This window comes from Rhodanobacter sp. OR87 (genome assembly GCF_000473345.1).
In the GTDB taxonomy this organism is placed as follows: Bacteria; Pseudomonadota; Gammaproteobacteria; order Xanthomonadales; family Rhodanobacteraceae; genus Rhodanobacter; species Rhodanobacter denitrificans.
On sequence record NZ_AXBJ01000020.1, the window covers coordinates 16,687 to 40,944 of the forward strand.

Below are 24,258 nucleotides of genomic sequence, written 5' to 3' on the forward strand. Positions count from 1 at the left end.
CCGGGTTGAGCGAGTGACGAATGAAGGCGCAGGATCAGGCATGGTCTTGCGCCTTCATGCTGTGTAATCTCGGCTGACTTTCGCACCAGGTTTTTGCGCATGCGCCTAGCCTTCGTCGCCAGTGACACCAGCGTCGCCCAGCAGGCGTGGCGCAAGCTGGTGGAGCGCTACGGCACCGTGCCGCCGGAGCAGGCCGAGCTGATCGTGGCGCTGGGCGGCGACGGCTTCATGCTGCGCACCCTGCACGCGTACCACGCGCTGGAATTGCCGGTGTACGGCATGAAGCTGGGCCGGGTCGGTTTCCTGATGAACAAGCACCGGCTCGACAGCCTGCCGGAGCGGATCGCGCGCGCGCACGCGGCGTCGCTGTTCCCGCTGCAGATGGCGGTCACCGATGCGGCCGGCAACGAACACACCGCGCTGGCCTTCAACGAAGTCTCGCTGCTGCGCCAGAGCAACCAGGCCGCGCACCTGGAAGTGCAGCTCAACGATACGGTGAAGCTGGCGAGCCTGGTCTGCGACGGCATCATGGTCGCCACCCCGGCCGGTTCCACCGCCTACAACCTGTCCGCGCACGGGCCGATCCTGCCGCTGGATGCGAACGTGCTGGCGCTCACCCCGATCAGCCCGTTCCGCCCGCGCCGCTGGCGCGGCGCGATCCTGCCGCACCGCACCGAGGTGATCCTGCGCGTGCTCGATCCCGGCAAGCGCCCGGTCAGCGCCACCGCCGATTTCCACGAGGTGCGCGACGTGCGCACCGTGGCGATCCGTCAGTCCGGCGGGCAGGGCGTGCGGCTGCTGTTCGACCCCGAGCACAACCTGGAGCAGCGCATCCTGGACGAACAGTTCGCCGCGGAATGAGGAGTGAGTGGAGAGGAGTGAGCAGTGAGAGGGCCGACTCCGCTGTTGCTCGCTCCTCCCCACTCACTCCCCGCTCTTTGCGGTAGATTCGCGGCATGAGCCAGCCAACCGCCCACGATTCGACATCCACCACCGACAATCGCCTGGTGGTGGCGATTTCCTCGCGCGCGCTGTTCGACCTCGGCGACAGCCACGCGCTGTTCGAGCGCGAAGGCCTCGACGCCTACCGCGCGTTCCAGATCGACCACGAGAACGAGATCCTCAAGCCCGGCGTGGCGTTTCCGCTGGTGCAGAAACTGCTGGGGTTGAACAAGCTGGCCGGCGACGTGCCGCCGGTGGAGGTGATCCTGCTGTCGCGCAATTCCGGCGACACCGGGCTGCGCATCTTCAACGCGATCCAGCACTACGACCTGGAAATCAGCCGCGCCGCGTTCACCAGCGGCGCACCCACCTCCGACTACATCGCGCCGTTCCGGGCCGACCTGTTCCTCTCCGCCAACGCCGAGGACGTCGGCCGCGCGCTGGCCGCCGGCGTGGCGGCGGCCACCATCCTGCCCAGCGTCGCGCCACCGCGTATGAGCGAGCAGTTGCGCATCGCCTTCGACGGCGACGCCGTGATCTTCGGCGACGAGGGCGAGCGCGTCTCGCGCGAGGAAGGCCTGGAGGCCTTCCACCGCAACGAGCGCGAGCACGCCGCCGAGCCGCTGTCGGTGGGGCCGTTCCGCGGCTTCCTCGCCGCGTTGCACCGCCTGCAGACCGCGTTCCCGGCCGAGGACTCGCCGATCCGCACCGCGCTGGTCACTGCCCGTTCCGCCCCCGCGCACAAGCGCGTGATCCTCACCCTGCGCAAGTGGGGCGTGCGCATCGACGAGGCGCTGTTCCTCGGCGGCCGCGACAAGGGCCCGTTCCTCGACGCGTTCGGCGCCGACATCTTCTTCGACGACTCGCCGGCCAACGTGGAGTCCGCGCGCAAGCACGTGGCAACCGGGCACGTGCCGCACGGCGTGAGCAACCGCTAGCGAAGGCCTGGGCAAGCCGCCATCCTGGCGAAAGTCGAGAGCCTGGGCCTCGGCAACTGTCTGAAGGCACGGGGTTCCGGCTTTCGCTGGAACGACGAGCCAACGCCTGGCCCATTCCAAGGCGTTGCACGGCCGGGAAATCAGAGCATGCGGATCCGCTGCCACCAGCGCGTCACCTGTTCCTCGCGCACGAAGGTGAACAAGCCGGCGCCGAGGATGATCGCGATGCCGATCGCCATCGGCCAGTCCAGCCGGTCGTGGAACAGCACGTAGCCGAGCAGCACCGCCCACAGCATCTGGCTGTACTGGGTCGGCGCGACGTGGTTGGCCGGCGCCTTCTGCGTGGCCAGCATCAGCAACACCGAGGCCAGCGCGGCGAGCAGGCCGTAGCCGAGCAGCAGCCCCCACTGGACGAAGTCCGGCCAGCGGAAATCGGCCAGCATCAGCAAGCCGGCCACCAGCAACGAGCCGATCATGCCGGCGCTGTACAGGGTGATGCGCTTCTCGTGCGGGCCGGACAGGCGCAGCGCGATCATCGAGACGGCGCCGGAAAGCCCGCACACGATCGCCGCCAGGTGGCCGATGCCGAGCGCGCGGAAGCCCGGCCGCAGCACCACCAGCACGCCGACGAAGCCGGCCACCACCGCCGACCAGCGGCGCCAGCCCACGGCTTCCTTCAGCACCAGCACCGACAGCACGGTGACGAAGATCGGCAGCAGGAAGATCAGCGCGAACGCCTCGGCCATCGGCAGTGCGGTGAACGCCACCACCGCCGCGATGCTGCCGACCGCGCTGGCGAGCGCGCGCACCAGCCACAGGCCCGGGCGTTGCGCGCGCAGCGCCTCGTGCCAGCGGTCATCGGCGCCCTTGATGAACGGCAACGCGGTCAGGCCCAGCACGGCGCCGAAGAACACCGCCTCGTACGCCGGCAGCGAGCCGCGCAACGATTTCACGAACGCGTCGCTGATGGCGTACGCGGCAAAGGCCATGAAGCCGAGCAAGACACCTTTGAACATGGGTTTCCGTGGGCGAGCGTGCAGTGGAGGGCGGGATCGGGCCAGGCGGGGCGGGCGTGCTCCATACGCATCCGTCGGGCGCGTCCGGCCTGTGCGGGCGCATAGGTCGCGCTACAATACCGGCTTTTACGCGCCCTCTCTGGAGCTTCCATGGCTGTCCGTCTGAATCCGCTCGATCTGTACGACGTCCGTTCGCTGCTCAGCGACGAGGAGTGCATGGTGCAGGACACCGTCGGCCGCTTCGTCGACGAACGCGTGCTGCCGATCATCGGCGACTGTTTCGACCAGGGCCGCTTCCCGAAGGAATTGATCCCGGAGATCGCCGGCCTCGGCCTGCTCGGCGCGACGATCCCGGAGAAGTACGGCTGCGCCGGCATGAACGGCGTGAGCTACGGCCTGATCTGCCAGGAGCTGGAGCGTGGCGACTCGGGCCTGCGCAGCTTCGCCTCGGTGCAGAGTTCGCTGGTGATGTACCCGATCTACGCCTACGGCAGCGAAGCGCAGAAGATGGAGTACCTGCCGAAGATGGCGGCGGGCGAGGTGATCGGCTGCTTCGGCCTGACCGAGCCGCACGGCGGCTCCGATCCGGCCAACATGAAGACCCACGCCAAGCAGGACGGCGGCGACTGGGTCATCAACGGCGCCAAGATGTGGATCACCAACGGCAACCTGGCGCATATCGCGATCGTCTGGGCGCAGACCGATGACGGCATCCAGGGCTTCGTGGTGCCGACCGACACGGCCGGCTTCAAGGCGCAGGAAATCCACAAGAAGATGAGCCTGCGCGCCTCGGTCACCAGCGCGCTGTTCTTCGACAACGTGCGCGTGCCGGACAGCGCGCGGCTGCCCAACGTGAAGGGCTTGAAGGGGCCGCTGGGCTGCCTGACCCAGGCGCGCTACGGCATCACCTGGGGGCCGATCGGCGCGGCACAGGCCTGCCTGAAGGAAGTGCTCGACTACACCGCCGAGCGCATGCTGTTCGGCAAGCCGCTCGCCTCCAACCAGGCGATCCAGCTGAAGCTGGCCGACATGGCCCGGCGCATCACCACCGCACAGTTGCTGTCGTTGCAGCTGGGGCGCCTGAAGGACGCCGGCAAGATGCAGCCGACCCAGGTCTCGCTGGCCAAGTGGAACAACTGCCGCATGGCGATCGACATCGCGCGCCAGTGCCGCGACATCCTCGGCGGCGCCGGCATCACCACCGAGCACTCGGCCATCCGCCATGCGCTGAACCTGGAATCGGTGATCACCTACGAGGGCACCGAGACCGTGCACGAGCTGGTGGTGGGTCGCGAGCTGACTGGCATCAACGCGTTCTGAAGCGGGGTCGCATGGACCTGGATTCGTTGCGCATCGAAACCGAGCGGCTGATCCTGCGCCCGCCGCGGATGCAGGATTTCGACGCCTACGCGGCGAACATGGCCGATGCCGAGGCTGCGCGCTTCATCGGCGGCCAGCAGGCGCGCGCCGCCGCGTGGCGCGGCTTCCTGTCGCTGGCCGGTGCGTGGATGATCCAGGGTTTTTCCATGTTCTCGGTGATCGAGAAGCGCAGCGGCCAATGGATCGGTCGGCTCGGCCCGTGGCATCCGGCCGACTGGCCCGGCACCGAAGTGGGCTGGGGCCTGGCGCGCAGCGCCTGGGGCAAGGGCTATGCACTGGAAGGCTGCGTCGCCGCGATCGACTGGACCTTCGACCAGCTGGGCTGGAGCGAGATGATCCATTCCATCCATCCCGACAACCGCGCCTCGCAGGCGCTGGCGCAGCGGCTGGGTTCGAGCTGCCGCGGCCCGGGCAAGCTGCCCGCGCCGTACGAGGATTCGCCCACCGAAATCTGGGTGCAGACGCGCGAGCAATGGCGCCGGCGCCGCGCATGAGCCACCTCTCGCCCGCGCTTTACGCCACCCTGGCCGAGATCGTGCCCGAGCTGCACGTGCATTGCGTCGATCCGTGGTGCCTGATCGGGAGCGCCGCGGCACTGCTGCTCGGCGCGCAGACCGGCGCCGCGGATGTGGACGTGCTGACCTCGCGCGCCGACGCCGAGGCGTTGATGGCGCATTGGGCGTCGCGGCGCGAGCCCGCGTTCACGCCGCCGGAGGCCGACCGGTTCCGTTCGCACTTCGCCCGCTTCCACTTTCCCGGCGCGCCGGTCGAGGTGATGGGGGCGCTCGAGCTTCATGCCGACGATCGCTGGCGGCCGGTGCTGCCGGGGAAGCTCGTGCTGGCCGGCGTGAACGGCTTGGCCGTGCCGGTGCCGTCGGTCGAAGACCAGATCCGGCTTTGCGAAAGCTTCGGCCGTCCCAAGGACCTGCAGCGCGCCGCGCTGCTGAAACAACTGGGAGGGGAAAGGCCATGATCACCATCTACGGCATGCGCGCTTCCGGCAACTGCTACAAGCTGCAACTGCTGCTGGACCAGTTGGGCCGCGACTACCGCTGGGTCGACGTGGACAGCGCCGGTGGCGAGACGCGCACGCCGGCCTACCTGGCGAAGAACCCGAACGGCAAGGTGCCGCTGCTGGAACTGGAGGATGGGCGCCGGCTGGCCGAGTCCGACGCCATCCTGTGTTACCTCGCCGAAGGCACCGCCTATTGGCCGAATGGATCGGGGCCCGAGGATGCCTGGTTACGCGCGCAGACGCTGCAGTGGCTGTTCTTCGAGCAGTACAGCCATGAGCCGTGCATCGCGGTGGCGCGCTTCATCCGCGGCTGGCTGCCGCCCGACCACCCGCGCCAGGCCGAGCTGCCCGCGCTGCTGCACAAGGGCACGCAGGTGCTGGCAGTGATGGAACAGCACCTGGCCGGGCGCGACTGGTTCGTCGGCGAACGCTACGGCATCGCCGACATCGCGCTGTACGCGTACACCCATTGTGCCGGCGACGGCGGGTTCGAACTGTCCGCATTTCCGAACATTCGTGCGTGGCTCGGTCGCGTGCAGGCGCAGCCCGGCCACACCCCGATGCAACATCTACCGCTGTAGGAGCCCGCTTGCGGGCGATGCCCTTGAAGAGCATCGCCGCGCAAGCGGGCTTCTGCAGAACATTCCTCCACCTCACCGACGACACGCCATGCCCATTCCGTTCAACCTCAGCGCCCGCCACAAGGGCTTCAACCGCGCCGAAGTCGTCGACCAGAACTTCATCGAGTTCGTGCAGCTGTGGCAGGGCGAGGCACGCGCCGCGCCGCGCGACGGCGAGGCAGTGCTGCCGGGCAGCGCGCTGGACGCACGCGGCTTTCGCGAGCTGCTGGAATCCCAATTGATCTCGCGCCACCTCGACCTGATGGCGCGCGTGCTGCGCGTGCAGAACAAGGTGTTCTACACGATCGGTTCGTCCGGCCACGAAGGCAACGCGATGGTGGCGCGGCTGACCCGGCACACCGATCCGGCGTTCCTGCATTACCGCTCCGGCGGCTTCATGGCCGAGCGCTTCCGCAAGATCCCGGGCATGGACCCGGTGATGGATTCGGCGCTGTCCTTTGCCGCCAGCAAGGACGATCCGGCCTCCGGCGGCCGCCACAAGGTGTGGGGCAGCAAGCCGCTGTGGGTGCTGCCGCAGACCTCCACCATCGCCTCGCACCTGCCCAAGGCGCTCGGCACCGCGGTGGCGATCGAGCAGGCGCGGCGCATCGGCCACCAGCTGCCGATCCCCGACGACAGCATCGCGATCTGCTCGTTCGGCGACGCCTCCAGCAACCACGCCAGCGCGCAGACCTCGTTCAACGCCGCGGCATGGACGGCGTACCAGAAGCTGCCGGCGCCGGTGCTGTTCGTGTGCGAGGACAACGGCATCGGTATCTCGGTGAAGACGCCGACCGGCTGGGTCGCGGCCAACTACCAGCATCGCGCCAACCTCGATTATTTCTTCGCCGACGGCCTCGACCTGGCCGAGGGCTATGCCCAGGTGCAGCGTGCGGTGGAGCATTGCCGCACGACCCGCCGGCCGACCTTCCTGCATCTCAAGACCACCCGCGTGATGGGCCACGCCGGCACCGACTTCGAGATCGAGTGGCGCAGCATCGAGGAACTCTTTGCGGTCGAATGCTCCGACCCGCTGCTGCGTTCGGCCGACATCGCGCTGGCGTCCGGCCTGTATTCGAAGGACGCACTGCTGGATCTGTACGAAGCCACCCGCAAGCGCTGCTTCGCCGCTGCCGAGGATGCGGATTCGCGCCATCGACTGACCTCGCTGGAAGACGTGATGGCCCCGCTGGCGCCGTACACGCCGGCCGCGGTGAAAGCCGAGGCCACGCGCGCCGACTATGCGGAGAAGCGGCTGGCCGTGTTCGGCGGCGAGGCGAAGCTGCCGGAGAAGCTGCCGCCGCGGCACCTGGCGATCCAGATCGGCCAGGCGCTGCACGATCTCTTGGCGAAGTACCCGGAGGCGCTGCTGTTCGGCGAGGACGTGGCGCAGAAGGGCGGCGTGTACACCGTCACCAAGGGGCTGAACAAGACCTTCAAGGGCAGCCGCGTGTTCAACACGCTGCTCGATGAAACCATGATCCTGGGCCTGGCCCAGGGCTACGCCAACATGGGCATGCTGCCGATCCCGGAGATCCAGTACCTGGCGTACTTCCACAACGCCTGCGACCAGATCCGCGGCGAGGCGGCGTCGCTGCAGTTCTTCTCCAACGGCCAGTACCGCAACCCGATGGTGATGCGGGTGGCCTCGCTGGGCTACCAGAAGGGTTTCGGCGGCCACTTCCACAACGACAACTCGATCACCGCGCTGCGCGACATTCCCGGCCTGGTGGTGGGCTGCCCCAGCCGCGGCGACGACGCGGCATTGATGCTGCGCACGCTGATGGCGCTGGCGAAAGTGGACGGCCGCGTGTGCGCCTTCCTCGAGCCGATCGCGCTGTACATGACCAAGGACCTGTACGAAGCCGGCGACGGCCAGTGGCAGTTCGACTATCCGGCACCGGACCAGGCGATGACGCTGGGCGAGGGCCGCCTCTACCACGAGGCGGCGAACGACCTGGTGGTGTTCACCTTCGGCAACGGCGTGCCGATGGCGTTGCGTGCCGCGCGCACGATCGAAAAGGAACTGGGCTGGCAGGTGCGCGTGGTCGACCTGCGCTGGCTGGCGCCGCTCAACGACGCCTTCATCGCGGCACAGGCGAAGACGGCCAGGCGCATCATCGTGCTGGACGAGGGGCGCAAGAGCGCCGGCGTGGGCGAGGGCGTGATCACCGCGATCGTCGAGGGCGGCTGCGGCGCCACACCGATGAAGCGCGTGGTCGGCGCCGACACCTTCACCCCGCTGGCCGGTGCGGCGCTACTGGTGCTGCCGGGCGAGGCCGACGTGGTGGCGGCGGCACGCGGGCTGGCGGCAGGCTGACCGCGGCCGGCTTTCAGCGCTCGCGTTTCTCCACCACGTGCAGGTGGGGGCTGGTGCGGGGCGTCAGGCTGTCGGCGTGCAGGCAGACCCGGTTGCGGCCGCCGAGCTTGGCGTCATACATGGCCTGGTCGGCGCGATCGACCAGGGATTCCACGTCGTCGCCTTCCCGGCGTACGGCGATGCCGATGCTGACGCTGAGCAGCAACGAGTCCTCACTGACAGGTATCTCCAGCCGATGCACGCGCCGGCACAGGCGGGTTGCCACCTGCATGGCCTGCTGCGCCGGGATGCCGTCGAGCAGGGCGACGAACTCCTCGCCGCCGTAGCGCCCGAGCAGGTCGGTGGGGCGCAGCTCGGCGGCCAGTGCCTTGGCCACCGCGACCAGCGCACGGTCGCCGGCGTTGTGGCCGTGGCGATCGTTCAGCAGCTTGAAATGATCCAGGTCGAGGAACAGCAGCGCAATCGGCCGCGGCGGTCCGCCGGACAGCAGGGTGCTGGCGCGCTCGGTCCAGGCGCGGCGGTTGAGCACGTTGGTGAGCGCGTCGTGGTCGGCCAGCACCCGCACGATGTCGCGGTCGTGGCGCAGCCTGAGCGCACGGTCGGCCAGGCCGATCGACAGCACCACCGCCTCGAACGCGCCGCCGGCCAGGCTGGCGTCGTTGAGCCAGTCCAGTCGCGGCAGCGCGCCGCCGACCTGGGCGCTGGTCAGCGCGGTGAGCAGCAGCAGCGGCGTCCAGCCGGCCAGGAAGAACCACGCCTGGCGCGAACCGCGTGCCGCGGCGACGATGGCGGCCACCAGCAGCAGCACCGCACCGATCATCAGCAACGGGTTGAGCAGCAGTTGCGCCACGTCGACCAGCAGCGGGATCCGGCTGCTGCGCATCAGCACCAGCTGGATCATGCCGACGGCCAGCGCCGTGACCGGCACCCGCAGCAGCGGTGCGTAACGCTGCAGTTCGCAGAAGCGCATCATGAACAGCGAGGCGAACGCGACCGACAGCGCCACCGCGGCCGAACCGGCCAGCAAGGCCATGCCCGACAGCCACTGCCATTCCATCGGATGGAACACGAAGCCGGTCTGGATGCCCTGGATCAGCGCGTAGCAGAGCACGTAGCCGGCGTACCACGCATAGGTGACGTCACGCAGCATCAGCGCGAAGCTCAGCGCCATCAGCACCATCGTCAGCATCACCGCGAAGCAGGCGCTGGCCAGCACCAGCCAGCGCGCGTCGTTGCGCGCGTACTCGCCCGCGGTTTCCAGGTGGAAGCGGACCGGTGCGCTGAGCGTCTGCGATGGTTCGAACTTCAACAGGATCGGCGCCGACGCGGCCAGGCCGGCCGGCAGCTGCCAGGCCAGCCGGCCGTGGCCATGCAGCGATTCGCTGAAGTCGTCCAGCGCCAGCGTCTGTGGCTGGGCGCCGCCGAACACCGTGACCGTGCCCAGCGTGGCCGGGTAGATCGTCAGCACCCGCGCGCTGTCGTCCCAGGGCGGCTGCGCCGTGATCACCACCCAGTTGCCGGCATCGCCCTGCGGAAACCGTTGCAGCAGGGACGGGTCGAAACTTTTCAGCAGGCCGGCGTGGTACTCGCTCAGCACTGTCTGCGGGGTATCGCGGGGATGCGCCTCGCGCCAGGCGCCGTTCAGCGGGGTGGCGGCCTGGGCCGTGCCCAGCCCGAACCAGCAGAGCAGGCCGAGCACGAGGCCGCACCACGACCGCCTGCGGCGGGCCGTTGTCGGCGTTGTGGTCAGCCTCTCCATGTCTTCCCCCCGCTGTGCGAGCGTCTTGCAGGACTGCCGGTGGATGATGCGTTTGCCGGCCGTCCCATGGCCTCCACGTCCCGGCATCAGGTGGGGGCATTCCCCGCCATGCTGGCCCTTTCCGTGCCGGACGCGCGACGGCGCGAGCGACAACCGTTGAACGTGCATCATCCTTCGTTTTTGTATCAAGCACGGGCCGTGCCACGGCGCTGCGCCTGGCGAATCCCCCGGCCATGCCCCGGTGGCCGGTGCTCCGGGCGAGCGTGGCATGGCCGGCGGCAGCCGAGGTGGTTCAATCCGGACGCGGAGGGTCATCCGTGGCGGCATCGAGGCATTGTGCAAAGCGCGGGACTCGACGGCCAGTGACTATCGTCAGCCCCGGCGCCGGAAACCGCCGGCGCGGCGGTGGCTCGGACTCAGGCCGGCCGGCGCGCGCCCAGCATCACCAGCAGTTCCTGCGCGCTGCGGATGCGCTCGCTGGCGCCGGGGAGCTCCAGGATCACCTTCAGCTTGTCCTGGCCGTCCAGCTTGTACACGCGCGGCTGGCGCTGGATCAGCTGGATGATGGTCATCGGGTTCACCTCGGGCTTCTCGCGGAACACGATGCGACCGCCGTTGGCGCCGAAGTCGAGCTTGCGGATGCCGAGCGGGGTCGCCATCAGTTTCAGGCTGGCCACGGCGAACAGCTGCCGGGTCGGCTCCGGCAGCAGGCCGAAGCGGTCGATCATCTCCACCTGCAGGTCGCGCAGCTCGTCCTCGCTGCGTGCGCTGGCGATGCGCTTGTACAAGGTGAGGCGGTGGTGCACGTCGGGCAGGTAATCGTCGGGGATCAGCGCAGGCAGGTGCAGCTCGACCTCGGTTTCGTGTTCGCTGCTCAGGTCGAAATCCGGCACCTTGCCCGACTTCAGCGCGCGCACCGCGCGGTCCAGCAATTCGGTGTACAGGCCGAAGCCGATCTCCTGGATCTGGCCGGATTGCTCGTCGCCGAGCAGCTCGCCGGCGCCGCGGATCTCCAGGTCGTGGGTGGCCAGGGTGAAACCGGCACCGAGTTCTTCCAGCGAAGCCAGCGCCTCCAGCCGCTTCTGCGCATCGGCGGTGATCGAGCGGCGGTCGGGCACCACGAGATAGGCATACGCGCGGTGGTGCGAACGCCCGACGCGGCCGCGCAACTGATGCAGCTGGGCCAGGCCGAAGCGGTCGGCGCGGTCGATGATGATGGTGTTCGCGGTGGGGATGTCGATGCCGGTTTCGATGATGGTGGTGCACACCAGCACGTTGAAGCGCTGGCGGTGGAAATCCGCCATCACGCCTTCCAGTTCGCGCTCGGGCATCTGGCCGTGGGCGATGCGGATGCGCGCGTCGGGCACCAGTTCCTCCAGCTCGCGCACGGTGCGCTCGATGCTCTGCACCTCGTTGTGCAGGAAGTACACCTGGCCGCCGCGCGACAGCTCGCGCTGCAGCGCCTCGCGGATCGTCGCCGGGTCCCACGCCGAGATGAAGGTGCGCACGGCGGTGCGGTGCGCCGGCGGCGTGGCGATCAGCGACAGGTCGCGCAGGCCGGCCATCGCCATGTTCAGCGTGCGCGGGATCGGCGTGGCAGTCATCGTCAGCAGGTCGACCTCAGCGCGCAGCTTCTTCAGCTGTTCCTTCTGGCGCACGCCGAAGCGCTGTTCCTCGTCGACGATGACCAGGCCGAGATTCTTGAACTTGACGTCTGGCTGCAGCAGCTTGTGCGTGCCCACGATCACGTCGATCTGGCCGTCGGCCAGACGCTTCAGCGCCTCGTTCACTTCCTTGGCGGACTTGAAGCGCGACAGCACGTCGACGCGCACCGGCCAGTCGGCGAAGCGGTCGGCGAAGTTGCGGTAGTGCTGCTGGGCGAGCAGGGTGGTCGGCACCAGCACGGCGACCTGCCTGCCGGCGGTGGCGGTGGCGAACGCGGCGCGCAGCGCCACCTCGGTCTTGCCGAAACCGACGTCGCCGCAGATCACCCGGTCCATCGCACGCGGCGCGGCCAGGTCATCCAGCACCGCCTCGATGGCGCTTTCCTGGTCGGGAGTTTCCTCAAACGGAAAGCTGCTGCCGAACTCTTCCACCAGCTGGCGATCGATCGGCAGCGACTCGCCGCCGCGGGCCTGGCGCTGCGCGTAGATCGCCAGCAGCTCGGCGGCCACGTCGCGCACTTTCTCTGCCGCCTTCCTGCGTGCGCGTTCCCACGCATCGCCGCCCAGCGAGTGCAGCGGCGCCAGCTCCGGCGCGGTGCCGGAGTAGCGGCTGACCAGGCCGAGCTGCGCCACCGGCACGTACAGCTTGTCGCCCCTGGCGTACTCGATGGTGAGGAACTCGCCGTCCATGCCGCCCACGTCCATCGAGACCAGGCCCTGGTAGCGGCCCACGCCATGGTCGACGTGCACGATCGGTGCACCCGGAGTGAGCTCGGTGAGGTCGCGGATGATCGCTTCGGGGTCGCGTGCAGTGCCGCGGCGGCGCTTGCGCTCGCGCTCGCTGCGCACCCGCTCGCCGTACAGCTCGCGCTCGGTAAGTACGGTGATCGCGGGTTTGGTCAGCGCGAAGCCCTGTTCCAGGCTCGCGATGGTGATGGCAAAACGTTGTGCATCTTCAGCAAGGAAGGACGTCCAGCCGTCCACGTTGTCCGGTTTCATCCCGGCGCCGGCCAGCGTCTCGACCAGCGCCTCGCGCCGCCCCGCCGAATCCGCGGCGATCAGTACCCGGCCCGGATAGCTGGCCAGGAAATGCCGCAGCGACGTGCCCGGCTCCTCGCCCTTGCGATTCAGCGGCAGCTCCGGCGCCGGCTGGGTGCCGGTGTCGACGGCGTGCTCGTGGCCGGGCTCGACCACCTCCACGCGCAGGCGCTTGTTGAGTCGCTCGCGCAACTGTTCCGGCGGCAGGTAGAGTTCGGCCGGCGGCAGTACCGGGCGTTCGATGTCGTGCGCGCGCTGGTCGTAGCGTTCGGCGGTCTGCGCCCAGAACTGGTCGGCGGCTTCGCCGGCGCCTTCGCCGAGCACGAACAGCGCATCGTCGGCGAGGTAGTCGAACAGCGTGGCGGTTTGTTGGAAAAAAAGTGGCAGGTAATACTCGATGCCGCCGGGCGTGACGCCTTCCTTCATGTCCTGGTACAGCGGGCAGCGGCGCACGTCGATCGGGAAGCGCTCGCGCAGGTTGCCGCGGAACTCCTTCGCCGCTTCCTCGGTGAGCGGAAACTCGCGCGCGGGCAGCAGCTCGACCCGGTCCACCGGCTGCTGCGAACGCTGGGTTTCCGGATCGAAGCTGCGGATCGACTCCACCTCGTCGTCGAACAGCTCGATGCGGTACGGCTCGGCGGTGCCCATCGGGAAGATGTCGAGCAGCGCGCCGCGCACCGCGAAGTCGCCCGGCTCGGCCACCTGCGGCACATGGCGGTAGCCGGACGCTTCCAGCCGGCGTTGCTCGCCGGCGAGATCCAGCTTCTGGCCCTTCGCCAGCACCAGCCCGGAGCCGGTGATGTGCGAGTGCGGCGCGATCCGCTGCATCAGCGTGGCCACCGGCACCACCAGCACGCCGCGCTTCACGCCCGGCAGTCGATACAGCGTGGCGACGCGTTGCGAGACGATCTCCGGGTGCGGGCTGAACACGTCGTACGGCAGCGTTTCCCAGTCCGGGAAGTGCAGCACCGGCAGCCCACCGGCGAAAATCTTCAGTTCCGCTTCCAGCGCCTGCGCGCGCTGGGTGTCGCGCGCCACCACCACCAGCAGGCCGCCGTGCGCGCGCGCCGCCTCGGCCAGCAGCAGTGCCCGCGCGGAGCCGTGCGGCGGCGTCCAGTAGCGGCGCTGTTTCGGGCTGGTGGGCAGGGGCGGGTGCTTGATCGGGCTGGGCATAGCCGACAAGTGTAACGCGGCGGCCCGTGCAGGCCGGCTGCGTTTCTACAGCTTCAGCGTGATCTGTGCGGTGCCCGGCTCGTCCGGCAGCATCCGCTGGGCGAAGCCCAGCTCCTTGCACAGCTGCAGCATCGGCCGGTTCTCCAGCAGCACGTAACCCCACAGCTCGGCCAGGCCGCGGCGGCGGCAGTCTTCGACCAGGTGCCGCATCAGCAGGGCACCCAAGCCGCGGCGGCTCCAGTCGTGCTCCACCAGTACCGAGAACTCGGCGCTGTCGGTGGCCTCGTCCACGTAGATCCGGCCCACGCCGCGCATCTCGGCCGGTTTGATGGATTCGTCCATCAGCACGTAGGCGGTCTCGAGCTTGGAATCGATGCGGCACAGCCGCTGCGCCATCGGCGTCGGCAACTCGGACATCGCATGCAGGAAACGGCGGCGGATATCCTCCGGCGACAGTCGGGTGAAGCAGCGCTGCATTGCCGCCACGTCGCCCGGCTCGATCATGCGCAGCACCAGTTCGCGGCCGTCCTCGGTACGTACCTGTTCGCCGCGCGGCGCGGGCCGCACGCGCGGACGCGCGAAGCGCTCGCTGGCGCGTGGCGGCAGCGAGGCGTAGCGGGTGGGAGCGGCGAAGTCGATGGCGGGGATCATGGCAGGTCCGTACTTTTGCGTATTGTGTGCAATGCAACATGAATTTGCAATGACGGGGCTCGTGGCGAACCGCCGCGGATGCATGGCAACGGCGCCCACGCCGGCGGACCGATGTTGCAGCACGGGAGGTGGCCACGCGGGCAGACAGGCGCCGCCCCGCCCCGCACAATGCGGGCTGGATTTTCCCGGAGCACCGCATGACCCGCCAAGCGAAGCACGGTCTCAGCGCCGCCCAGCTGGATGCATTGTGCGGCCACTGGCCCGGCGTCAGCCGCGATACCAAGTGGGGCGTCGACAGGGTGTTCAGCGTGGGCAGCAAGATGTTCGCGGTGATGCCGTCGGACGGCAGCGAAGGCGGCCGGCTGTCATGCAAGGTGGCCGACCAGCGGTTCCTCGAACTCACCGACCAGCCCGGCATCATCCCCGCGCCGTACCTGGCGCGCGCGCACTGGATCTCGATCGTCGAGCCGCAGCGCTTCGCCACGGCGGAGCTGGAGGCATTCGTGCTCGATGCCTATACGCTGGTGCGCGCGAAGCTGACGAAAAAACTGCAGGCGGCACTGGGGCCGCTGCCGACCGTCAAGGCAAGGAAATGAAACAGCATCTCGGCGCCCTGGCGCTGCTGGTCGCCGATTACGACGAGGCGATCGCCTGGTACACCCGCGCGCTCGGCTTCGAACTGGTCGAGGACACCGACCTGGGCGGCGGCAAACGCTGGGTGCTGCTGGCGCCGCCCGGTTCCAGCGAAACGCGTTTGCTGCTGGCCAAGGCGAATAGCGACGAGCAGGCCTCGCGCATCGGCAACCAGACCGGCGGCCGCGTGTTCCTGCTGCTGCACACCGACGACTTCCAGCGTGACTGGCAGCGCATGCGCGCCCAAGGCGTGCATTTCCGCGAGGAGCCGCGGCACGAAGCCTACGGCACGGTGGCGGTGTTCGAGGACCTGTACGGCAACGGCTGGGATCTGCTGGAAGCGAAGCGCTGAGGCGTCACCAGATCAGGTCGTCCGGCACTTCGAACTGCCGGTAATACTCGTCGTCCGCGCCGCTGCTGCTGCCGGCTTCGGTGCGGCCGTGGTCGAGCACGATCATCGTCGCATCGCGTTCGCGGATCTTGTCGGCCGCCACGCGCGGCAACAGCTCGTAACCTTCGCCGTAGCGCACGATCACCAGCGTGCCGGCGGCCAGCTGCGCGCGCAGCGGTTCGTTCACCAGCACGTCCTTGATCCTGTCGCCGTCAGTGAAGCGATAGGCAATCTCGCCCTCGCGCTTCACCTTGTGCGCCTCGACGATCTGGCGAACCTGCGCCCGCGCCTCGTTCGCGCGCGCCTGCGCATTGCGTTCGGCAGCAATCGCGCGATCGCGCTCGGCCTTCTCCGCCTGCAGCCGCCGCGCTTCCAGTTCCTCGGCACTCGGCGCCACCGGTGCCTTGCCCTGGTGCTTCTTCGCCTGCTCGCGCACGACCTGCGCCGCCTTGGCCTTGTTGACGAGACCGGCTTTGAGGAGTTGTTCCTGGAGAGGGTTGCGCATGGGACTTGCCGGGAATGCCTTGCGGGGGAACGGGAGAAGTATGCCGCGGCGGCTCAGTCCGCGTTGTCCGGCTCGAAGAAGCTCCAGCGCACATCGCCAAACTCGGCCTTCATCGCCGCCTCGACGGTGTTGATCGCGTCGATCAGGCTGGCGGTGGGCTGCATGCGCGCCTTCACTGCGACCATCACGTCGGCACCCATCTGCAGGGTGATCAGGTTCAGCACTTCGGCGACTTCGGGGCGGGCCTTGAGGAACGCCAGCAGCTCGTCGCGGCGGCGCGGCTCCACGCCCTGGCCGATCAGCAAGGCCTTGACCTCGATCGCCACCAGCACCGCGACCACGATCAGCAGCGCGCCGATGGCGATGGTGCCGGCGGCGTCGAACATCAGGTTGCCGGTGAGCATGGTGGCGCCCACCGCGAGCGCGGCCAGGCACAGGCCGACCAGGGCGGCCAGGTCTTCGCCGAAGATCACCAGCAGTTCGCTGGAGCGGGTTTCGCGGAACCAGGTCCACAGGTCCTGCGTGCCGCGGGCCTTGTTTACTTCCTGCAGGCAGCCGCGCATCGAGATGCCCTCCACCACGATGCCGAACATGAGCACGCCCAGCGCCAGCCACGGCCATTTCAGCGGCTCGGGATTGGTGAGCTTGTGCACGCCCTCGTAGATCGAGAACATGCCGCCCACGCTGAACAGCAGTATCGCCACCAGGAACGACCAGAAATACAGCGCGCGGCCCCAGCCCAGCGGAAACTCGTCCGACGGCGGCCGCTTCGCCTGGCGGATGCCGAGCAGCAGCAGGCCCTGGTTGCCGCAGTCGGCCAGCGAGTGCACCGCCTCGGCCATCATCGCGCCGGAGCCGGTGACGAAGGCGGCGAACAGCTTGGCCACGAAGATGGCGAAGTTCGCGCCAAGCGCGAGGAAGATGGCCTTGACCGGGTTGGCGGCGTGACCTGACATGTGCAGTTCCTTCGACGATGGCCGTGAAGTGTAAGCCACCCGATGCGATGAGGATTCGCCGTAGGAGCGCACCCTGTGCGCGATGCTCTTCGTCACGTGACGAAAGGCATCGCGCACAGGGTGCGCTCCTACGGGAGGCGAGGGCGTTCCGGGTTCGGGGGGAGGTCAGCGGATGCCGACGCCCAGGCCCACGCCGAAGTGCACGTTGTTGCGCCCCTTGTTCATTTCCTCGGCGGTCCAGACATGCGACTGCGCCACGCTGACCAGCGGGAACACGTAGTCGGCTTCGCCGACCTTGCCGGCACGGCTGCCGTTGAGCTTGCCGTTGACCGTCATCAGCGCGCCGGCGGGGTAGTCCAGCGGCTCCACGTAGCCGGGCATCACGGCGATGAAGCGGCCGTTGCCGCTGTCGTTCGCCTTCGGGCGTTGCGAGGCGTCCAACGGGTAGGCCAGCAGTTCGATCTCGCTGTGGTCGGCGAATACCTTGACCTGCACGATACGCCCGCCCCAGATTACCTCGCTGCTGCTGAATTTCTCCGGCGATTGTGCGACCTGGAACGGTGCGGCGGTCACCGTGGCGGCGCCGGCCTTGTAGATCGGTGCGGGAGCGCAGGCCGCCAGCATCAGCACGGCGGCCGGTACGGCGAGGCGGATCAGCAGGGAGGTGGGGCGGCTGCGCATGGTCGTGCTCCTGGAGGAACGCTGGCGGGTGCGTCGAGCTTAGCGGCGACCCGGCGACCGCGGTAGTCGCGAGGCGGGCAGCGGGCTGGGCGTGTTCAGCTGGCTGCCGGCTTCGTCCAGCAGCCAGTCCAGCTTCCATTCGGCCGGGCGATCCTGCGAGAGCAGGCCGGCCAGCACGCGCAGCGGTTCGCGCAGGGTGTCGTCGAGGTTCCATGGTGCGTTGAGGATGACCATGCCCGAGCCGTTGAGGCGCAGCGGCGAATCGTCCGGATGCACCAGCAGCTCGGCGCGTAGGATGCGTTTCACCCCGCTGTGCTGCAGCTTGCGCAGGAACGGCTGCACCTGGCTGCGCAGCTTGATCGGGTACCACACCGCGTAGATGCCGGTGGGCCAGCGCAGCAGGGCCGACTTCAATGCCTGCTCGATCAGCTTGTACTCGGCCTCCTGCGCCTCGTACGGCGGGTCGATCAGCACCAGACCGCGCTTTTCCTTCGGCGGCAGCAGCGCCTTCAGCGCCTCGTAGCCGTCGCGCTGGTGCACGTGCACCTGTGGATTGCCGCGGAACAGCTCGTGCAATTTCGCCGCTTCCTCGACGTGCAGTTCGCACAGCTGGGCGCTGTCGCCGGGGCGCAACAGTCGGGCGACCTGCAGCGGCGAGCCGGGGTAGTGCTTCAGGCCCTGTTCGTTGCCCTCGCCGCCGAGGATGCCGTCGCGCCAGCGCCTGAGCAGCGGCGGCACCTTTTCGGCCGGGTGCAGGCGCGCGATGCCGTCCCTGTGCTCGCCGGTCTTCTTCGCCTCGAAACCCTCCAGCGGGTAGCTGCCGCTGCCGGCGTGGGTGTCGATGTAGCAGAACGGCGCGGGCTTGGCCTGCAGCGCCTCGACCAGCGCGAGCAGCACGACGTGCTTGAGGACATCGGCGAAGTTGCCGGCGTGATAGGCGTGGCGATAATTCATGGCGGTCACGGCGGGCGGGGGAGCCCAGTATAGAGGCCGGCAGCGGGCTCCCCGTCGCAGCACGTAACCTTTCCTGCACATCGACCGGCGCAGGCTTTGCCTGTTGCAGTGTTGCAACCGGCCAGGCACGCCGCTTCGGCCGTCCATCTGCGCGGAGAATCATCATGACGTTCTCGCCGAAAATCATCGTTTCGACGGCCACCCTCGGCCTTTGCCTGGCGTTCGGCACAGCCAGTGCCCAGGACAGCGGAAGCATGGCGCCGGCGCCGGCGTCGAGCAGCATGGGCCAGATGGGAGGCATGCATCACCAGATGATGCGCCACAACAAGAACGGCAGCATGCACATGATGCCTGCCACGGTGAGCTCGGTCGATACCAAGACCGGCATCGTCGAGGTGAGCTCGGCCGGCATGTCGCTGCGCGTGCACTTCCCGCCGGCGTCGGTGGCGAACCTGAAGGCCGGCGACAAGATCACCCTGCACATGGGCTATACCCAGTAGTTCGCCCGGTGGCGGACGAACCGCGGCGGGCTTCGGTCGTGTCGCGATGGAGCCGCGTCCAGGGTTGAGGCCCATCGGCACGCCCCCTATGCTGTGCCGATGAGCCGCTCGCCACGTCACGCCGCATGCTTGCCGTCCTTCCGGGCGATGGCCTGGCTGGCGTGGCTGATCCTCGCGCTGGCGCCGGTGCACGGCATGCCGCGCGGGGCGGCTGGTGGCGCGCTTCAAGCCGCGCCCGCGTCGACCGTCGCCCAGCTCGACGGCCATGGCGACCACGCCATGGCCGATCAGTCCGGTTGTTGCGGCGACCGGGGCCACGACGCGCATGGCTCGATGGGTTCGGCCTACTGTGCGGCGGCGTGCGGCAGCATCCTGCCGGCGTTCGCCTTGGCCGGGCTGGTGCCGGTGGCACCGGAACCCTGGCATGTTTCGCCATCCTTCGCGTTGGCGCCCAGCGTCGTGCAGGCGCCGCCGCTGCGGCCGCCCGCCGGCTGATTCAGCGCACTGCGACCACGCCTTCACGCTCGCCCGACGGTGAACGTGAAGGCGGCCCGTGACCGGCGTCGACTGCCGATGCCTCCACCGAAGGATGCCCACGTGAATCCCTTTCCCCCACCGTCCGCGGCCGATCTGTCGCGGCGGCGCTTCGTGCAGGGCCTGGCCCTGGGCGGCGCGGCGGCCGGCCTCGGCCTGCTGCGTCCGCCCAATGCCTGGGCGCTGACCAGCCCCGGCCAGCCCAGCGTGTTCGGCGGTACCGAGTTCGCACTCGACATCGTCGAGGCCACGGTCAACTTCACCGGGGTGGCGCGGCCGGCGACCACCGTCAACGGCAGCGTGCCTGGCCCGCTGCTGCGCTGGAGGCAGGGCACCACGGTAAACCTGCGCGTGACCAACCGCCTGCGCGTGCCCACCTCGATCCATTGGCACGGCATCATCCTGCCGTTCCGGATGGATGGCGTGCCCGGCCTCAGCTTCGGCGGCATCGCGCCGGGCGAAAGCTTTCTCTACCAGTTCCAGGTGTGCCAGAGCGGCACCTACTGGTATCACTCGCACTCAGGGTTCCAGGAACAGAACGCGCTGTACGGCCCGCTGGTGATCGAGCCGGCCGGCCCCGAGCGCTACCCGACCGATCGCGACTACGTGGTGATGCTCAACGACTGGACCGACGAGGACCCCGAGCGCATCTACGCCAGGCTCAAGAAGCAGAGCGACTACTACAACTTCGCCCAGCCGACCGTGCCGGATTTCTTCCGCGATGTGCGCGAAAAGGGGCTGCGCCAGGCGCTGGCGATGCGCCGGATGTGGAACGCCATGCGCATGAACCCGACCGACCTGGGCGACGTCTCCGGCTACACCTACACCTACTTGATGAACGGCACGACGCCGACCGGCAACTGGACCGGCATCTTCAGGCCCGGCGAGAAGATCCGGCTGCGCTTCATCAACGGTTCGTCGTCCAGCATCTTCGACGTGCGCATTCCCGGCCTGAAGATGACGGTGATCGCCGCCGACGGCCAGGACGTGCAGCCGGTGGCGGTCGACGAATTCCGCATCTCGGCAGCCGAAACCTACGACGTCATCGTCGAGCCGCAGGACGCGCGCGCGTACACGCTGTTCGCTCAGTCGATCGACCGCAGCGGCTACGCACGCGGCACCCTGGCGCCGCGTGCCGGCATGGAAGCCGAGGTGCCGGCGCTGGACCGGCGCCTGTGGCTGGGCATGCAGGACATGATGGGCGCGATGTCGCATGCGGACCACGGCGGCGGCCACGCCGCGATGCCCGGCATGGAGCATGGCGGCGTGGCGGGCATGGCGACCAGTCCCGCACCGGTGGTGCGCCATGCCCGCACCGAATACGGGCCCGGCGTGGACATGCGTGTCGACACGCCGCGCAGCAACCTCGATGACCCGGGCATCGGCCTGCGCGACGACGGCCGCCGCGTGCTGACCTACGCCGACCTGCACACCGTCGGCGGCCCGCTCGACGCGCGCGAACCCGGTCGCGAGATCGAGCTGCATCTGACCGGCAACATGGAGCGCTTCATGTGGTCGTTCGACGGCATCAAGTTCCCCGACGCCAAGCCCATCCATTTCAACACCGGCGAGCGCCTGCGCATCGTGCTGGTCAACGACACCATGATGAACCACCCGATCCACCTGCACGGCATGTGGAGCGAGCTGGAGAATCCGGACGGGCAGTTCCAGGTGCGCAAGCACACCATCAACGTGCAGCCGGCGCAGCGCATCACCTATGCGGTCACGGCCGATGCGCCGGGCCGCTGGGCCTACCACTGCCACCTGCTGTACCACATGGAGGCGGGCATGTTCCGCGAGGTGGTGGTGGCATGAAGACGCCTTGTCGCGACACCTCGATCGTTCCGCTCCGTTCGGCGCTGCTGGCCGCGCTGCTGCTGGCGTTGCCGCTGGCGGCAGCGGCGCAGAGCGCGCCGGCTTCGGCGGGCAGCACCGCACCGGTGGACATGGGCGCGATGCCGGGCATGGATCACGCCGGCATGCACGGCATGGCGATGCCGGCCAGCGCCGGCAGCAGTGCGCCACCGGCGGCGAAGACGCTGGTCAAGAAGGCGAGGAAGCCGCACGTCCCCGCCACGCCGGCTGCTGCGCCCGCCGGCGCGCACTCCATGCACGGCATGGACCATGGCGCGATGCCGCCGATGGACCACGGCTCGATGCAAGGGATGGACCATGGCGCGGCATACGACACGGGAGCGATGCCGGACAGGGCCATGGAGCCGATGCCGGGCGGCCGTGCGCCGGCGGACGCACGCAGCGGCGATTATTCCGACGGCATCGCCGCCAGTCCCGCGCACGCGCTGCACATGCACGGCAGCGCGCCGGCCGGCATGCTGCTGGTCGATCAGCTCGAAGCGTTTCACGGCCGCGACGGCAACGGCCAGTCGTGGGAAGGCGCAGGCTGGTACGGCAGCGACGCGGACAAGCTGTGGCTGCGCAGCGAGGGCGAGCGCACTGGCGGCAGGCTTGACGATGGCGAGGTCGAGGCGTTGTGGGACCACGCCGTCGCCGCGTTCTGGAGTACACAACTGGGTGTGCGCCACGACTTCGGCGCCGGCCCGCGGCGCAGCTGGGCCGCGTTCGGCGTGCAGGGCCTGGCGCCGTACTGGTTCGAAATCCAGGCCACCGCCTATGCCGGGCCTGCCGGCCGCAGCGCGGCGCGCCTGCGTGCCGACTACGAACTGCTGTTCACCCAGCGGCTGATCCTGCAGCCGGAGCTGGAGGTCAACCTGCACGGCAAGTCCGACCCGGCACGCGGCATCGGCAGCGGCATCTCGGACGCGAAGCTGGGCTTGCGCTTGCGCTACGAGATCCGGCGTGAATTCGCGCCATACATCGGCGTAGTCTGGACGCGCCGCTTCGGCGCCACGGCCGATTTCGCCCGTGCCGATCATCAAGCAGTTTTCGACCGCCAATGGGTCGCCGGCCTGCGCATCTGGTTCTGAGGAAAGCCCATGAAACAAGCCATCATCACCGTCGTGATTCTCTGCGTCGTCGCCATCGCCGGCGTCGGTGCCTTCGTCGGGTCCGGCGTCTACAACATCGGTGCCGACGCCCATCACACGAAACCGGTCTACGCGCTGATGCAGGCGCTGCGCCAACGTTCGATCGCGCACCACGCGAAGGACATCGTCGTGCCCAAGCTTGACGACCCGCCGCTGATCCTCAAGGGCGCCGGCCAGTATGCGGCGATGTGCACCGGCTGCCACCTGGCACCAGGCATGGCCGAAAACGAAATGCGCCCCGGCCTGTACCCGAAGCCGCCCGAGCTGGCGAAATTCCGGCCCGACCCGCGCGCGGCGTTCTGGGTGATCAAGCACGGCATCAAGATGAGCGCGATGCCGGCGTGGGGCGCCAGTCACGACGACGCCACCATCTGGAGCATGGTGGCGTTCCTGCAGAAGCTGCCCGGCATGACACCCGCGCAGTACAAGGACATGGTGGCGAAGGCGCCGCCGGACGAGGACATGCACAGCCATGGCGACGCCGACGAGGACGCGCATGGCGGCGGCACCATGGCGGGCATGGACATGGGCGAGGATGGCGGCCACAGCCATGCGGCATCGGCGCAGGGCGACCACGGGCACGCGACGCCCGCCAGCTCCGCGGCGGCCGCGCCGTTGTCGCTTGCGGGAATGCAGCCCAAGGCGGCGCCGGCCGCCGAGGCCGCGGCGCAGGCCTTCCACGCGGCCCTGCAGCACGGCGACCGTGCGGCGGTGCTCGCCCTGCTGGCGCCCGACGCCAGCATCAGCGAGGGCGGCCGCACGGAGTCCCGCGATGAATACGCGGGCGGCCATCTGGGCGAGGACATCGCCTTCCTGAAAACGGCGCGGATCACGCCGGTCTCGCTGGGCTCGATGCCGATGGGCGACACCGCGATGGTCGGCAGCGAAAGCGACCTGCAGGCCACGATCAAGGGCAAGCCGGCCATGCTGCGCAGCCGCGAGATGCTCAACCTCAGGAAGGATGGCGCCGGCTGGAAGATCGTGTCCGTCCAGTGGGAAACCGCCCCCGTGCCAGCACAATGACCAGGAGAATGACGATGAAGCGTTGGCTTTCCCGCGCGGGCATCAGCCTGCTGTTTGCGATGTTGTTCGCGCCGGTGGCGCTGGCGGCGAACGCGTTCGATGTCTACAGTGACCCGTCCTGCGGCTGCTGCGGCGCATGGGTCGAGTACATGCGCGCGCACGGCTACACCGTCAGCGTGCACCAGGATCAGCCGATGGCGGCGGTGAAAGCGCGCTTCGGCGTGCCGGCCCGTGCCCTGTCCTGCCACACCGCGCTGATCGACGGCTACGTGGTCGAGGGGCATGTGCCGGTGGAGGACATCCGCCGCCTGCTGGCCGAGCGGCCGAACGCGCGCGGCCTGGCCGCGCCCGGCATGCCGATGGGTTCGCCCGGTATGGAAGTGGGCGCGCCCGAGCGCTATGACGTGGTGTTGATCGGTCGCGACGGCTCGACCCGGGTGTATGTGACCCACGGCCCAAAGGCGTGATCGCCGTGGCCGGTGTGCGAAGGCCAGGCCAGACCATGCCATCGCCTGGGCGCATCATCGGTGAGGCTTATACTCCATCAGGCGGGCGGCGAA

At 68.8% G+C, this 24,258-nt stretch carries 23 protein-coding genes; 15 read left to right on the forward strand and 8 right to left on the reverse strand.

Going from position 1 to position 24,258, the window contains the following annotated elements:
• Positions 1–99 precede the first annotated feature (99 nt).
• Complete coding sequence (locus RHOOR87_RS0114300; protein ID WP_007512824.1) at positions 100–861, forward strand: NAD kinase; 762 nt, start codon at positions 100–102, stop codon at positions 859–861.
• 95 nt (positions 862–956) lie between these two features.
• Entirely contained in the window at positions 957–1,880 is a 924-nt protein-coding gene (locus RHOOR87_RS0114305) for a 5'-nucleotidase (protein WP_027485379.1), read from the forward strand.
• Positions 1,881–2,020: 140 nt separating this feature from the next.
• On the opposite strand, the gene RHOOR87_RS0114310 is transcribed toward RHOOR87_RS0114305, so the two are convergent.
• Entirely contained in the window at positions 2,021–2,896 is an 876-nt protein-coding gene (locus RHOOR87_RS0114310) for a DMT family transporter (protein ID WP_007512829.1), read from the reverse strand.
• Between the two features lie 150 nt (positions 2,897–3,046).
• Between RHOOR87_RS0114310 and RHOOR87_RS0114315 the strand changes: the two genes are divergently transcribed.
• The 5 genes from RHOOR87_RS0114315 to RHOOR87_RS0114335 all read left to right on the forward strand — a co-directional run bounded on the left by RHOOR87_RS0114315 (position 3,047) and on the right by RHOOR87_RS0114335 (position 8,231).
• Positions 3,047–4,216 carry an acyl-CoA dehydrogenase family protein gene (locus RHOOR87_RS0114315; protein WP_007512831.1) on the forward strand — a complete coding sequence of 390 codons (1,170 nt, stop codon included), beginning with the start codon at positions 3,047–3,049 and terminating at the stop codon, positions 4,214–4,216.
• An 11-nt stretch (positions 4,217–4,227) separates the two neighbouring features.
• Positions 4,228–4,770: a GNAT family N-acetyltransferase gene (locus RHOOR87_RS0114320; protein ID WP_007512833.1), complete on the forward strand. Its 543-nt coding sequence runs from the start codon at positions 4,228–4,230 to the stop codon at positions 4,768–4,770.
• The gene (locus tag RHOOR87_RS0114325) at positions 4,767–5,249 is read left to right on the forward strand and encodes a hypothetical protein (RefSeq protein ID WP_100224910.1); all 483 of its coding nucleotides are present in this window, start codon (positions 4,767–4,769) and stop codon (positions 5,247–5,249) included. Before RHOOR87_RS0114320 ends, RHOOR87_RS0114325 begins: the two co-directional genes overlap by 4 nt.
• Complete coding sequence (locus RHOOR87_RS0114330) at positions 5,246–5,872, forward strand: glutathione S-transferase family protein (protein WP_007512837.1); 627 nt, start codon at positions 5,246–5,248, stop codon at positions 5,870–5,872. Before RHOOR87_RS0114325 ends, RHOOR87_RS0114330 begins: the two co-directional genes overlap by 4 nt.
• 88 nt (positions 5,873–5,960) lie before the next feature.
• Positions 5,961–8,231 (forward strand): thiamine pyrophosphate-dependent enzyme, encoded by a 2,271-nt coding sequence (locus RHOOR87_RS0114335; protein ID WP_027485380.1) that lies wholly within the window; start codon positions 5,961–5,963, stop codon positions 8,229–8,231.
• Positions 8,232–8,244: 13 nt separating this feature from the next.
• Here RHOOR87_RS0114335 and RHOOR87_RS0114340 read toward each other — a convergent pair whose 3' ends face one another.
• From RHOOR87_RS0114340 to RHOOR87_RS0114350, 3 genes are all read right to left on the reverse strand, one after another.
• On the reverse strand, positions 8,245–9,930 hold the full coding sequence (locus RHOOR87_RS0114340; RefSeq protein ID WP_231378339.1) for a diguanylate cyclase: 1,686 nt from the start codon (positions 9,928–9,930) through the stop codon (positions 8,245–8,247).
• Between the two features lie 476 nt (positions 9,931–10,406).
• A complete protein-coding gene (mfd, locus tag RHOOR87_RS0114345) occupies positions 10,407–13,865 on the reverse strand; it encodes a transcription-repair coupling factor (RefSeq protein ID WP_027485382.1) in 3,459 nt (1,152 codons plus the stop codon).
• Between the two features lie 45 nt (positions 13,866–13,910).
• Positions 13,911–14,516 carry a GNAT family N-acetyltransferase gene (locus RHOOR87_RS0114350; protein ID WP_007512850.1) on the reverse strand — a complete coding sequence of 202 codons (606 nt, stop codon included), beginning with the start codon at positions 14,514–14,516 and terminating at the stop codon, positions 13,911–13,913.
• A 197-nt stretch (positions 14,517–14,713) separates the two neighbouring features.
• Between RHOOR87_RS0114350 and RHOOR87_RS0114355 the strand changes: the two genes are divergently transcribed.
• Both RHOOR87_RS0114355 and RHOOR87_RS0114360 read left to right on the forward strand, forming a co-directional pair.
• Positions 14,714–15,112, forward strand: coding sequence for an MmcQ/YjbR family DNA-binding protein (locus RHOOR87_RS0114355; RefSeq protein WP_015447273.1), 399 nt, complete (start codon positions 14,714–14,716; stop codon positions 15,110–15,112).
• Positions 15,109–15,501: a VOC family protein gene (locus tag RHOOR87_RS0114360; protein ID WP_007512854.1), complete on the forward strand. Its 393-nt coding sequence runs from the start codon at positions 15,109–15,111 to the stop codon at positions 15,499–15,501. Before RHOOR87_RS0114355 ends, RHOOR87_RS0114360 begins: the two co-directional genes overlap by 4 nt.
• A gap of 4 nt (positions 15,502–15,505) precedes the next feature.
• On the opposite strand, the gene RHOOR87_RS0114365 is transcribed toward RHOOR87_RS0114360, so the two are convergent.
• The 4 genes from RHOOR87_RS0114365 to rlmJ form a co-directional block, all read right to left on the reverse strand.
• Positions 15,506–16,045 (reverse strand): DUF2058 domain-containing protein, encoded by a 540-nt coding sequence (locus tag RHOOR87_RS0114365; RefSeq protein WP_007512856.1) that lies wholly within the window; start codon positions 16,043–16,045, stop codon positions 15,506–15,508.
• Positions 16,046–16,098: 53 nt separating this feature from the next.
• Positions 16,099–17,001, reverse strand: coding sequence for a cation diffusion facilitator family transporter (locus tag RHOOR87_RS0114370; RefSeq protein WP_027485383.1), 903 nt, complete (start codon positions 16,999–17,001; stop codon positions 16,099–16,101).
• Between the two features lie 165 nt (positions 17,002–17,166).
• Complete coding sequence (locus RHOOR87_RS0114375) at positions 17,167–17,682, reverse strand: Slp family lipoprotein (RefSeq protein ID WP_027485384.1); 516 nt, start codon at positions 17,680–17,682, stop codon at positions 17,167–17,169.
• Positions 17,683–17,721: 39 nt separating this feature from the next.
• Positions 17,722–18,636 carry a 23S rRNA (adenine(2030)-N(6))-methyltransferase RlmJ gene (gene rlmJ / locus RHOOR87_RS0114380; protein ID WP_027485385.1) on the reverse strand — a complete coding sequence of 305 codons (915 nt, stop codon included), beginning with the start codon at positions 18,634–18,636 and terminating at the stop codon, positions 17,722–17,724.
• A 164-nt stretch (positions 18,637–18,800) separates the two neighbouring features.
• Here rlmJ and RHOOR87_RS0114385 point away from each other — a divergent pair, with 164 nt between their 5' ends.
• The 6 genes from RHOOR87_RS0114385 to RHOOR87_RS0114410 all read left to right on the forward strand — a co-directional run bounded on the left by RHOOR87_RS0114385 (position 18,801) and on the right by RHOOR87_RS0114410 (position 24,165).
• Positions 18,801–19,136: a hypothetical protein gene (locus tag RHOOR87_RS0114385; RefSeq protein WP_027485386.1), complete on the forward strand. Its 336-nt coding sequence runs from the start codon at positions 18,801–18,803 to the stop codon at positions 19,134–19,136.
• Positions 19,137–19,265: 129 nt separating this feature from the next.
• Positions 19,266–19,631 (forward strand): hypothetical protein, encoded by a 366-nt coding sequence (locus RHOOR87_RS0114390; protein WP_231381802.1) that lies wholly within the window; start codon positions 19,266–19,268, stop codon positions 19,629–19,631.
• A 102-nt stretch (positions 19,632–19,733) separates the two neighbouring features.
• Positions 19,734–21,485 carry a copper resistance system multicopper oxidase gene (locus tag RHOOR87_RS0114395; protein ID WP_027485388.1) on the forward strand — a complete coding sequence of 584 codons (1,752 nt, stop codon included), beginning with the start codon at positions 19,734–19,736 and terminating at the stop codon, positions 21,483–21,485.
• Positions 21,482–22,615, forward strand: a complete 1,134-nt coding sequence (locus RHOOR87_RS0114400; protein ID WP_027485389.1) for a copper resistance protein B — start codon at positions 21,482–21,484, stop codon at positions 22,613–22,615. The genes RHOOR87_RS0114395 and RHOOR87_RS0114400 overlap by 4 nt, the downstream gene beginning before the upstream one ends.
• 9 nt (positions 22,616–22,624) lie before the next feature.
• Positions 22,625–23,698, forward strand: coding sequence for a c-type cytochrome (locus RHOOR87_RS0114405; protein WP_027485390.1), 1,074 nt, complete (start codon positions 22,625–22,627; stop codon positions 23,696–23,698).
• 14 nt (positions 23,699–23,712) lie between these two features.
• Positions 23,713–24,165 (forward strand): DUF411 domain-containing protein, encoded by a 453-nt coding sequence (locus RHOOR87_RS0114410; RefSeq protein ID WP_027485391.1) that lies wholly within the window; start codon positions 23,713–23,715, stop codon positions 24,163–24,165.
• The last annotated feature ends 93 nt before the right edge of the window (positions 24,166–24,258 follow it).